Source organism: Chryseobacterium sp. CBTAP 102 (assembly GCF_003201365.1).
Taxonomy (GTDB): domain Bacteria; phylum Bacteroidota; class Bacteroidia; order Flavobacteriales; family Weeksellaceae; genus Chryseobacterium; species Chryseobacterium candidae.
Window position 1 is genome coordinate 129,867 of the sequence record NZ_QICX01000002.1, and the last position, 12,442, is coordinate 142,308.

Below are 12,442 nucleotides of genomic sequence, written 5' to 3' on the forward strand. Positions count from 1 at the left end.
ATGCTGATAATTGGAGAATTACCATCATTATACTGAAAAGGCAATGACTTTTATTTGAAAAAAGCATTCCATTGATGTTATATGTCACAAAAGCATTATATTTGCAAAAATTTTAACCATACTTGGTCACACCAATATGGTCACACTGATGAAAAATATTATTGATAAATCATTGTTTGCAGTTTTCTGCAGACTATCAAATTTTATATCATGCCGGATTTAAAAATACAAGAAGCGAAATTGCTTTTTAAGAAAATCCACTCTAACCCAAAAAGTTACGATTTACAAATCAATGAAGGCGGGATTACAGGCAGAGATGATAAAATCAGTTTCAGGCTTTACAGGACTGGAGAAAGGGTTGCTTTTGAAGTAACAATTGACGGACTTACTTTCACCAATACCACTGGAGAATGGAATAATGCACTGATCATGCTGGGAAATACGATCAAAAAATTAGAGAAAGAACAAGAAAATTTAAAAATAGAACAGGCAATAAATAAACTTAGAAAGTACCTATCAGAAGAAAATTAAATTTTTTAAAAATAAATTTGGTAGTTTAAAAAAAAGTTTATAGTTTTGCACTCACATTTAAACGATATGGCAAATCATAAATCAGCACTAAAAAGAATCAGACAAAACGAAACTAGAAGACTTCGTAACAGATATTACCACAAGACTGCTAGAACAGCTTTAAAAGCTTTAAGAAATGAAGAGAACAAAGCTGCTGCTACAGAACAATTGCCAAAAGTTATCGCTTTATTGGATAAATTAGCTAAGAAAAATATTATCCACAAAAACAAGGCAGCTAACTTGAAAAGCAAATTAACAAAACACGTTAATAAATTAGCGTAACAATATAGCTGGCCCGTTCGTCTATCGGTTAGGACCTCAGATTTTCATTCTGGTAAGAGGGGTTCGATTCCCCTACGGGCTACTTACATCTTATAAGACCACTGTAATAACGGTGGTTTTATAAAGATCAAAGTAGAAAAAGCTATATTAAAATAAATCTAACCGGCCCGTTCGTCTATCGGTTAGGACCTCAGATTTTCATTCTGGTAAGAGGGGTTCGATTCCCCTACGGGCTACAATAAGAGTTGATACTTACTAAAACAAAGCTAACACATTACTTCAGTAATGGAAGATAGAAGGCCCGTTCGTCTATCGGTTAGGACCTCAGATTTTCATTCTGGTAAGAGGGGTTCGATTCCCCTACGGGCTACAAAGGACTTTTTCGAAGGTCCTTTTTTCGTTTCTATATACAGATTTCAGGGAATCTTTTCCACTCCCTAATAATTTTTTATGCTATTTTTATTCTCTAAAGTAAAGTCATATTAAATTTCATTAAAAATATCACCAATAATGGAAATATTATTTCATATTTATTCTATTAATTATTAAATTTGAATAAAACTATTCATTCTAAAATATATAACATGAAATTCAATTTACTTTCGGGAAATCAATTCTCTATTAAAGCCGGATTGATGGCTTTATTTTTATTTTCTGCCAGCACAATGTCATTATTGGCACAAGACAGAATTTACGCGCATGCACAAAGTTCAGGCGTATTCGGAGTAGCCTGCCTGGGATGTCGTATAGATAATCCACTTAATGCTGTAGGTTTTAACGAAGACGACTATTCAACAATGGTATTGGGAACCGTGCTATTGGGAGGGATTCAGCAAACTCTTCTTTTCCCAGACCTGAGATCAGACACAAGACTGGTAGTAGGAATCGGAACAGATAATATCCCGTTATCAGTACAATTATTGAGCGGAGTAACTCTGGAAACCATGAATGGCGGCACTTCTAACGATGATCGAAGAACAATCGATGTAAGCCTCCTTAAATTGGGAGCAACTCCTAACAGAGGTACAATAGAATTCAAGCCTGCAAAACCCTATGATGGAATAAGAATCGGATTAACCGGCGGTGTTTTGAGCCTTGGTGGTGGTTTCAGAATTTATTATGCTTATCAGGATCCATTAATAAATATTATGGCTCATAGTCAAAACGGACGGATTACTCTTGGCGGAAATGTTCCTGTGGAGGGTTCAGAAGTCACCCTGTTCAATACTTCAGGAAAAGAAGTATTCCGTGCAACATTGAACTCAAATACATTCGAAGCAAAACAACCGGAAGGTGTTTACATCATGAATGTACAGACCAGGGAAGGTAAAACATATTCCAGAAAAATTTTAATCAAATAATTTAATAAGCGATAATATAAATACGGCAGACTTTGTTAGCTTGCCGTATTTTTTATATTCATTTTTCAGATCAAAAATGGCAGCAATCCCTTTAAACAATAATAAAACTACAATTACAAATATCAATAAATCATTGACAATTCACATAATTATGAAATAAAACAAGTAACATAATTGTTTTAATTACAAAAAGCTAAAACCAAAATTTTTCTACATATGAAATCTTATTTATTACTTAGCCAACGCACCATGAAAACTGCAATTTTGGCATTATTCCTATTTTTAACCAGCACAATGTCTTTTGCTCAGATTGTAAAAACCTACGCAGACAGCCAGACCAATCAGGTATTTGGAGTATGTCTGGGCTGTGGTGTATTGAATCCTGAGAATGCGGTAGGAAGCAACGAGAATGACTACTCTACTTTACAGGTGTCAGTAGGTCTTCTTGCGAGAACGGAACAGACATTAATTTTCCCAACTACCAATATTGCAAACAATACCAACAAGCTTGTTCTTGCCATTGGTTCAAACGGAACTCCATTATCTGCACAGGTGTTGGGTGGTGTATCTATTGAAACATTTAATGGAGATGTATCCAATAACGATTATACAAGTCTTGCTACAAAAATCATCAACATTGGAGCCGGAGATCCCAGCAAAGGTGAAATTGAGATGACGATGAACATTCCTTTTGACCGTATAAAAATTAATGTTAACTCAGGGGTATTGAATATTGGTGGTGAGCTTAGAGTATATTATGCTTACCAATACAAAGATCCATTCATTAATTTCATGACGCATAGTAATGATGGGCAGTTTACTCTGGACAAAAATGTTTCTGCTGAAGGTTCGGAGGTTACTCTCACTAATACTTCAGGCAAAGAAGTATTCCGTTCCAGGCTGACATCAAATTCTTTTGAAACAAAACAGCCACAGGGAGTATATATTATGAAACTTCAGACAAAAGAAGGAAAAACATATGCTAAAAAAGTGATAATTAAATAAGAAAAAACATAACAGATTGAATCCGGCAAGCTTTCCAAGCTTGCCGGATTTTCATATCCAATTTATAATCATATTGAATGATAAATAAAAAACCTCTGGTCAATTTTGACCAGAGGTTTTATTAACAAGATTACGATCTAAACCGGTATTAGTTTTTGATTAATTTTTGTTGATATACTGCTTTATCTGTGACAGCCTTTAAAATATAAATACCTTTTGGAAGTGTTGTCACATTGATCTGTCCGTTGTTCAGCTGTGCATTCACTACTCTGCCTGAAGTGTCATAAATAGAAACATTCTGGATTTTCTCCTGTGTTTTAATGGTAAGAATATCAGTTACAGGATTCGGATAAATGCTGAATTCAAGTTTTTTCACCTCAGCGGTGGCTAAAGTTGATGTATTACTGTTTACTGTAATGTTTTTTTCAACCAGTTTACCATTGGAGTTAAAACCAATCACAATATCAGATGTGCCTGAAACAAGTGGTGTTAAAATCAATTCATCATTGGTATTAATCACAGCAGAAACCGCTGTAGGATTGCTGTTTGATTTTATGGTTTTCACAACAGATACCTCCATATTGTCGGCATCAGAAACTATTGATTTCAGATCAATCGTTGTTGTGTTTCCGGCAGTAACCTGAGAAGGTAAAATGTTACTTACAACAGGAACCGAGTTATTGGTAAATACCGTTAATGAAGGAAACCAATAGTAATCATTCAATGTTTTTGTATTGATAAGAGTTCCGGTCATATCATAAGTATGAATCCAGTTTTTCTGGTAGTGTGCTCCATATCCGCTTTCTGTAGTATTAAGAACTAATTCTCCGGTAACCGGGTTTACACGAAGTGCTGCTCCGTAAGGAATTTGTTTAAACTGACCTGTTTGTCCGGGAATTTCAGCAAAGTTTTCATTAAATGTTTTCGTGGTAACATCAAATCTTACAATCTTTGTTCCTGAACTCCAGCTGCTGATTGAATTGATCCAGTATAAAGCATTTTCTTTATTACTTGCTGTAAATCTGCCTGCATTCCATGCCCCCCAGTCTCCAAAATATTTAGTGGTAGGAATATTATAAACCTGTGTTGCAAAAGTAGTAGGATTAATGTTGATCAGCTTCTGATCCTGAATCCCCCAAACACTTCCGTCTTTGGCCTGAACCACTGAGTAGAAGCCTCCCGCAATAGTACTCACTATCGTATCGGTATTAGGATTAATGACTAAAATTCCTGCCCCTTGCTTTACTGCAAAAACATATTGTGAAGTTCGGATCATATTTCCAATCTGTCCGTTTCCTCCTGTTCCGGTTATTAAAGAACCTACCTGCAAATTATCAATATTGAAAGTAACAATACCAGTAGAAGTGCCAATGTAGCCTTTATGTTCGTTCACTCCTACAAATGATCTCCCATCACCTCCTCCAATATTATTAAAGCCGGCAAGTTTCTGCATGGTTTGTGCATTGGCTACAACCAGTCTTCCTCCCGGAGTATATTGCGTATCACCTCCATCAGCAGCCTGCTTTGATACGAAGTAAAATTTATCTCCATAGATTGTTCCGTACTGTGTAGTGGCACCGAAAGCCTGGTTATTGTTCGCATTACTGTAGACACGGTAGTTGATCTGACCGTTATTGCCAATGAAATTTACAGAACCGTTGGTATGGCCAAACCATTCTTCGTTCACCATAAAATATCCATTGGTATAGTTTGTAGAAGCTACAAATGGAGAAACAGGAGTAATGGTAGAAGAAACAGGTGTTACATTAAATCCTACATTAAAGTTCCATACATCCCAGGAACCATTTTCCAATGCACGGGAGGAAGCACCAACACTGGAATATCCGAAATCTGCATCTGCCGGATTTTTCACCCAGTACGCCCAGTATCCGTTCACAGTCCAGCCAGACTGCCAATGATCGTTCGCGGCATCTACTATCGTGTAGCTGTCAAAATCATAAGCGGTAGTATTGACAAAACCATTCACCGGATATAAAGGATAAGTGGCATTTCCGCTTTTTATCAGAGCATTGGTCCCCTGACCGTTCAGATCAAATCCAATTCCTCCGACTGCTGATCCAAACTGTGTTCCCTGATAAAGCAGGGTATATAATCTGTGGTCTGCTTTAGCAATAGCTTTCAGCATGTCTTCCCCTGTAGCATTTCCGTTCCATTTGAACCCCCAAACCATAGCATCCGGGTTTTTACCGTCGTTCCACTGTACTACAAAAGCAGCCTGATTGGTTCCGGACCCTACCCAATACTGAATATCAGAAAAACTGATGGTAGTGGTATTAAGATTACTGATTCCTGAAATATCATTTCTGGGCACACCCTGTACTTTTATCTGCGCATTGGATAAGCATGCAAACAGAAAAAGCATCATAAAAAGATAAAACTTTTTCATTTTTTATTAATTTAAATAGATTGTATTATTAATTTATTATTTGAAATGTAAATCGTAAGCTCCCGCTACTTCTGTAGAGACTTCTCCCAGCCAGCCAGCTTCCTGATTGACTCCTGTATATATTTTCATAAAATCGATGCCCGGAAGTTTTACATATTTTCCGTTTCTGTCTACCGCCCATGAAATATCAATATTGGAAGCATCATCATTGTTCGGTGCATTATCAGCATATCCAAACTCATATGATTTTCCTACCCAATACGATCCGTCACCGTTCTGATCGTAAAAATTATTCGCAAGTCTTGTTCCCGAAAAGCTGTAAGAAGGATCTGTAAACCATAAAGGATAATAGCTCTGGGCGTGAAAGGTATTTTTTGTTTTGAATCCCTGATTTCCCAGATTGTCACTCCACTTGATATATTCCACATCAGTCTGCCAGAATTCAGTTCCGGGTACAGGTGTTTTATTTTCGTTAGGCTTATGATAAGTTATGCTGTAGTCTTTAAGTGTAGCATTTTTGAAATATTCACTGCCTGCAATTTCGTACCATTCATCATTATCGGGTTTTCCGTTTTTATTTCTGTCGTAGGCCACCATAATAATTCCCGGTTCACAAGATCCTGAACGCTGATCCGCGGCATCATTTCCAAAGAATGCATTTCCCAGTACTTTAAAATCACGTCCGTTTAAATTGGGAATCGTATGATCAAAACCGAACACTACATATCCGCCATATCCTCCCAGGCTGATCATCGTAGAATTACCTCCCACTAAAGATTCATTGGCTTTCTGAAGCATATTCGCTGTGGTATTTCCAGGTAGATATTCCGGGATTTCGTTCATAAACTGTCCTACGGCAGGACGGAACTCCAATACTTTAGAAATATATTTACTGTAAGGTGTTTTTTCCTTGGTTACGATTATTTTAGAATGAAAAACCTGCTCGCTTCCATTATTGTTAATCTTTAAAGTCAAAGGATAAGCATCTGCAGTAGGACTGATGAACTCAAGTTCTGAACTTTGAGAAATAATAGAATCGTTGATGCTCCATGTAACCGATCCTGAAGCATTGGTAGGAATACTCAACACCTTTAAACGTTCAATGGTATAGGAATCATCAAGGCCTTTAAAGGTAAATTCCTCTTCATCATCGTGTTTACAGGCGATCACTCCTAAAAGGAAAAAGGATAAAAGTCCGGTTTTTAAATCAGTAAATGTATTTCTGTTCATGTCTTAAAGTTGGGTTATTTGTATAAAAAAGCGAAGTGGGCAGGGATATTTCCGCCTTCTGTTTTCCATTTAAAGTGTCCGTTTTTATCAAAGCAATACACAAATCCCATGGATACATAATTTCTGGCATCTGTGATGTAGATATCTTCTGTGATGGGATTTACGGCAATCCCATAAGGAGTTTTAATAGCGGTTTCATATTCTTTGTCAAAAATTCTGTTGGTGATAATCTCTTCTGTTTTTACATCAATGATCCCAAATGTTTTTTTGTAGCTGTGGGTATTGTAATTGAACTCATTTCCATAGAAATAGAGTTTATCATTCACAATTGTCATTTCACTTACGGAGAGATGAAAATCTTTTTTCACAGTTCCTGTGGCTGCATCTATCAAATAAAGGCTGGAAGGAACGTTATAATAATCTCCTCTTGAGGTTACGTACAAATCACCGTAATTGTCTTTTTTAATGTGATGAAGATTAATCGCTACATTTATTTTTTTGAGTTCTGTAAAAGTATTCAGATCAATTACCGAAACCGTATTGTCATAATCGGGAGCTTTATATCCTCCGGAGTTGGCCACAAACAACTGATTACCCACAATTTCCATTTCTTCCGGCTGATATCCTACTACCACTTCACGCTGAATGGAAAGAGAAGTGGTATCAATTTCCACTACTTTTCCTTTAGGAGCCTTGGGATTAATGGCTACAGGGCCGGCATAGCTGCTGGCATAAGCTTTCCCATTTTTAAAAGCTAGATATCTGCAGTTTTGCAATGGAATAGAAGTAATACGTTTCGCCGTTTTGGCATCCAGCACTTCAATTTTATTGGAAACATTGACAACGATATAGAGTTTGCTTCCGTACACTTTAATATCATTTCCTACATCTCCCAGTTCTTTTACCACATTCGGATTGATTTCTGCGTAAATATTCCGGTAATAAGTTCCTTTGGTGTAATCAAAAAAATCCAGGGTACATTTATTACTGCCCATATTCCCTTCATTCAGCATATAGAAGCCCTTTATGGATGTATTTTCTGAGGGAAGTCCTTCTACCACTTCCTGACGGACAATAATATCATCTGTACGACATGAGGTAAGAAAAGCTAATACCAGAAATAAAAAATAAAAGTTTAGTTTTCTCATAAGGTGAAGTTTAGAATAAGTTTAAAGTTTCTTCCGGGCATCGGATAATTGATGACCACATCATAGTATTGATTGAAAATATTATTCGCCTCAAGGCTTACTTTGAATTGATGATTGGCCCAGTTGAATTTTTTCTGAACAGACAGATCGTGAGTATACCAGGGCTGCACATAATTGTATTGAATATTATCCTGATTCACATCATATCTTTCTCCCACATACATTGTACTGTAATTGAAACTCCAGTCTTTATAATCTGCCATCAGACTGAAAGACCCACTGTGCCATGGCGTGTAAGGTATCTGATTACGGTAAAAGGTATCTTCCGGATCGCTGATATCTCTTGCACTTTGGTACGTATAAGAAAGCAAAGGTCGAAGGGTTACTTTTCCCAGCTGAAGTTCAGTATGTACATTTACATCGGCTCCAATTATTTCAACCAATCCAAGGTTCATCATCAGCCAGCGGAACATACTTCCGTTTGGAGCGGCTACAATTTTATCCTGTACTTTATTGTAGTAACCGTCTACTTTAGCATAAAAAGTTTTAAAGAAACGGTTGTTATAATTCTTCTGATAAGTAAATCCTACGTCATACTGATTGGTAAATTCCGGTTTCAGGTAAGTATTTCCGATATTGGTATAATACAGATCATTGAAGGTTGGAAGCCGGAAAATCCTTTTATAGAATGCTCTGAGGGTAAGCTCCGGAATGATCTCCGGCTGATAGCTCATAAATACGGCAGGTGTCCACTCTCTGGCATCTCCCGGTCTTTTGTTTTTTCTTACTTCCTCAAATGTAAAGGTTCCTAAAAGGCTTCCCAGAATTTTAAACCTGTTCCACTGATAGGTTGTTGCCAATGCTACCAATGTTGTGTAACGCGTAGGATAAGAAAAGTTATCCAGATTGGCATCCAGATTATTGTACTGAAAATCTCCACTCAGGCTGATATCCCAATTGGGCGTAATAGAATAGATATTGGATGAGGAAAGGTAGAGTTCCCGCTGGATATAGGTATTATCGGTATGAATAATAGACTGCGAACGAACCGTATCCATAAAATGGGTATAATCATAAGCAAATTTTGCTTTCAGCTGGGTTTCAAATTTCGGGAACAGTTTTTTTCTCAGATTGGCCTGTACGAAATAATTTTCATCAGATAGTCTCGCTCCCCTTCCTCCAAAACGGCCATTCACAATAGGTGCCGGCATTCCACGGTCTGAAATATAACCGTAACCACGGATATTCCAGCTTCCGTTATTCAAAGTTCCGTTGAGAGAGGTTTCAAAACGTTTTGCTTTGATGTCTGAATCCTGTCTTTTCGCAATGGTATCATAGGCCTGCTGTCCATCAGGATATTTCTTGGCATATCGAAATCTATAAATTCCGTCACTCTGCATAAATTCTCCACTGAAGCTGGCAGAAACCCTGTCTGAAATCTTCTGTTCCAATCGGAATGAAGGGTTGAAAAGATCAATAGACGCACTTTTAGCTCTTATAACGAGATTGGTTTTCCTATTTCCTTTAAATACAGGTGTTTTAGGCTGTAAATAAATAGAACCCGAAGATCCGAAGTCTTTTGCCGGTTGGAAAATCTCACTTTTCTGTCCGTTATACAATGATATTTCTTCCAGATCATCCAAGGAATATCTTCCCAAATCCACCAGTCCGTTTTGGGCATTACCCAGTTGAATTCCATCATAGAAAACCCCTACATGCTGACTTCCCATACTTCGGATATTAATGGTTTTCAAACCACCTAATCCTCCATAATCTTTGATCTGAACTCCTGAAAAGTACCGCAGTGCATCTGCAACAGAATGACTGTTCAATCTTTCCAGCTGCTCGCCCTGTAAGGTTTGTGCCGGAAGGATTTCTTTAAAATTCTTTTTGTATAGATTGATTCCTTTAATGGTCTCTTCCTGAAGACTGTCTTTTTTCCTGGTTTGAGAAGACAAAAATTGAGATGTGATCACAAGTATGGTGAAAACAGCTTTATAAATTGCAGAAGTAGTTAGTTTTGCCGCCATTAGCTCATTTAGGGTAATGAAGACGCTAATGGGTATAAGAATACAACGACAAAGCACAGCGGTCACTGCACAGAATCATTGATGTCCTAAGCTTTATTCCACGAAAGCGTCAAACGATTATTTTCTGGCAGGTCTTCTGACTTACTCCATTTTTGAAATCCTTCCCATTAAAAAAACAGTGGATATATTCTTCAAAAACTTTGGTGCGGAGCTTACAGCAGCGGGTCTGTTCCGGATTCTCACCGGATTCCCTTTTAAGAGCTTTTTACGGCTCACCAAATCCCGGCAAAGATAAATAATTATTCCTAATCCCCAATTAAAATCATGATTGATAAACAATTAAAGCTCCCGAAGGAGCTTTAACATGGTTTTATGGAGGGTGTTTGCCCTAAATTCCAATATTCAGGAAAATACTGAATCTTGATTTGGCTTCAATATCTCCTCCTGCCAGATGAGTATACATGGGAAGCATAATTTCACTTCCCAGGCTCAGCTTTTTATAAGAAGCTTCAAATCCCAGTTTTCCGTACAAAGCGCTCCCGGCAGTGTTAGGCAATGCTTCATCAAATTGCTTATTCTGGGCATATACTTCTCCCTGAACTCCCGTTTTTACAGAAAAAACAGACTTTTCATTTCCTGCAACCTGATAAAAACCTGTTGCAGCATAATTCCACTGGTTTCCAAAACGGTAATTTTTCTTATTCTCTGTTTTGATTGTATAATCTGTGTTAACCAATACGGCAACTTTATTTTTCTGAAATTTATAATTCAAAGCCGCCTGATAATCCCAGCTTCCGGTTCCCAGCTGAAAACTTGGATTGACACCGGATGTTCCTTTTTCATCAAATTTCCCTAAAGGAATTTTCAAGCCCAAACCTCCGCTCAGATGATGGAAATTATCTTTGGAACTCATCAGCTGGTAAATTCCCATCAGATTAAGATCCCCTATTCCATTGATTTTAATATCTCCCTGCATGGTTTTCTTTTCATGGAAATGGAATGGCAGACTTGCGTAAACACTCAGTTTCTTAGTCAGTGGAATTTTTCCCCAAAGCTGCAGGGTATTAAAATACTGATCCTGCGTAAGATCTTTTACAAATAAGTTTTCTTTGGCTTTGTAATGCTGGGCAAAGTATTTGATTCCGACAAACTGTGGATTCAGCAAAGATTCAAAGCCGGAAGAGCCGTTTCCTGCCGCACAGCCACAGGCATCACAATCATCATCAAAATTGAATCTGCTAAAGGTTTCCGGGGCAATATATGCACTGTCTATAATGGTCTTCGCCTGATACTGACTCAACAGGATCAAACTTATGATTACTATAATCTTCTTCATGTTTCTATAAATTATTCTGCAAATTTTGGATTGGATATAAAACTCTTATCTGATAGTGTTTTCAGAAAAGCTATAATATACTGTTTATCCTGACCCGTCATGGGAATACCAGTATGCCCATTCTGTTTTAAAAGAGGATCAAGATTTGGATGATTTTCAACATTGTCTGAATAGAAATTAAGTACCGCCTCTAAGCTGTAAAATCTTCCGTCATGCATATAAGGTGCGGTATATTCTACATTTCTTAAGCTGGGAACTCTGAATTTCATGTTGTCATTCCAATCTAAAGTAACCCTGTATCTTCCTCTGTCATCGAACTGGGCGTTATAATACATTCCTGTATTTCGGTAGCTCTCATCGGTAAATAATTCTCCTGAATGACATGATGCACATTTATTCTGGAAAAGGGACATTCCCTGTGTTTCTTCAGCGGTAAAAGATACTTTTCCTTTCATCATCTGATCATATTTGGAATCTGCCGATATCATTGTTGCCATAAACTGAGAAATAGCCTTAAGAATACGGTCTCCAGTGATCTTTTCATCACCAAATGCTGCTTTAAACATTTTTTTGTAATTCGCATCACTATTCAGTTTTCCTACTGCTTCAGGAAGAGAGCTGTCCATTTCAAAATCTGTAGTAATAGGAACCAGAGATCTTTCATCCAGATTATGACTTACCCCGTCCCATGTATAATTTTTGAGAAAAGCCATATTCTGAATAGGTGGTGCATTTCTTATTCCTAATCTATCATCTATCCCATGGCTTACATTATGGCCGTGGTGGGTAAATGCATATTCCTGAATGTGACAGAACCCGCAGGAAATAGTATTATTTCTGGACAGCTTTCCTTCATAAAACAGTTTTTTTCCAAGAGCTACTCCATTTACTGTAACAGGATTTCCGGTAATATCAAACGTCATTTTGGGAAAGCCTGAAGGATATTCTAAGCTATAAGGTTCATCTTTATCAATAGGAATTCCTTCATATTCGTCAGAACATGAAACCAAAAGGCTTGTCAGGATGATGAAAATCCAAAGAGAGCAAAACCGCTCTCTCTTGGACATCGTCAA

General features: G+C 37.4%; 10 protein-coding genes, 3 tRNA genes and 1 riboswitch. Of the genes, 7 read left to right on the forward strand and 6 right to left on the reverse strand.

Annotated elements, in window-relative coordinates:
• The first annotated feature begins 210 nt into the window (after positions 1–210).
• From C8D70_RS03945 to C8D70_RS03975, 7 genes are all read left to right on the forward strand, one after another.
• Entirely contained in the window at positions 211–531 is a 321-nt protein-coding gene (locus C8D70_RS03945; protein ID WP_076597979.1) for a hypothetical protein, read from the forward strand.
• Positions 532–597: 66 nt separating this feature from the next.
• Entirely contained in the window at positions 598–852 is a 255-nt protein-coding gene (rpsT, locus tag C8D70_RS03950; RefSeq protein ID WP_002983073.1) for a 30S ribosomal protein S20, read from the forward strand.
• A gap of 10 nt (positions 853–862) precedes the next feature.
• Positions 863–934, forward strand: a tRNA-Glu gene (locus tag C8D70_RS03955).
• 82 nt (positions 935–1,016) lie between these two features.
• Positions 1,017–1,088 (forward strand) — tRNA-Glu (locus tag C8D70_RS03960).
• 62 nt (positions 1,089–1,150) lie between these two features.
• A tRNA-Glu gene (locus C8D70_RS03965) sits at positions 1,151–1,222 on the forward strand.
• Between the two features lie 214 nt (positions 1,223–1,436).
• A complete protein-coding gene (locus tag C8D70_RS03970) occupies positions 1,437–2,213 on the forward strand; it encodes a T9SS type A sorting domain-containing protein (protein WP_110366448.1) in 777 nt (258 codons plus the stop codon).
• 249 nt (positions 2,214–2,462) lie between these two features.
• A complete protein-coding gene (locus tag C8D70_RS03975) occupies positions 2,463–3,218 on the forward strand; it encodes a T9SS type A sorting domain-containing protein (RefSeq protein WP_181416091.1) in 756 nt (251 codons plus the stop codon).
• Positions 3,219–3,366: 148 nt separating this feature from the next.
• On the opposite strand, the gene C8D70_RS03980 is transcribed toward C8D70_RS03975, so the two are convergent.
• The 6 genes from C8D70_RS03980 to C8D70_RS04005 form a co-directional block, all read right to left on the reverse strand.
• Complete coding sequence (locus C8D70_RS03980; RefSeq protein WP_110366450.1) at positions 3,367–5,625, reverse strand: DUF5074 domain-containing protein; 2,259 nt, start codon at positions 5,623–5,625, stop codon at positions 3,367–3,369.
• 36 nt (positions 5,626–5,661) lie between these two features.
• A complete protein-coding gene (locus C8D70_RS03985) occupies positions 5,662–6,855 on the reverse strand; it encodes a cell surface protein (RefSeq protein WP_110366451.1) in 1,194 nt (397 codons plus the stop codon).
• Between the two features lie 14 nt (positions 6,856–6,869).
• Entirely contained in the window at positions 6,870–8,003 is a 1,134-nt protein-coding gene (locus C8D70_RS03990) for a YncE family protein (protein ID WP_110366452.1), read from the reverse strand.
• Complete coding sequence (locus C8D70_RS03995; protein ID WP_110366453.1) at positions 8,000–10,033, reverse strand: TonB-dependent receptor plug domain-containing protein; 2,034 nt, start codon at positions 10,031–10,033, stop codon at positions 8,000–8,002. The genes C8D70_RS03990 and C8D70_RS03995 overlap by 4 nt, the downstream gene beginning before the upstream one ends.
• 108 nt (positions 10,034–10,141) lie before the next feature.
• Positions 10,142–10,328, reverse strand: a riboswitch (cobalamin riboswitch).
• A gap of 93 nt (positions 10,329–10,421) precedes the next feature.
• A complete protein-coding gene (locus C8D70_RS04000; protein WP_110366454.1) occupies positions 10,422–11,369 on the reverse strand; it encodes a transporter in 948 nt (315 codons plus the stop codon).
• Positions 11,370–11,380: 11 nt separating this feature from the next.
• Entirely contained in the window at positions 11,381–12,436 is a 1,056-nt protein-coding gene (locus C8D70_RS04005; protein ID WP_076595921.1) for a cytochrome c peroxidase, read from the reverse strand.
• Between the last annotated feature and the right edge of the window lie 6 nt (positions 12,437–12,442).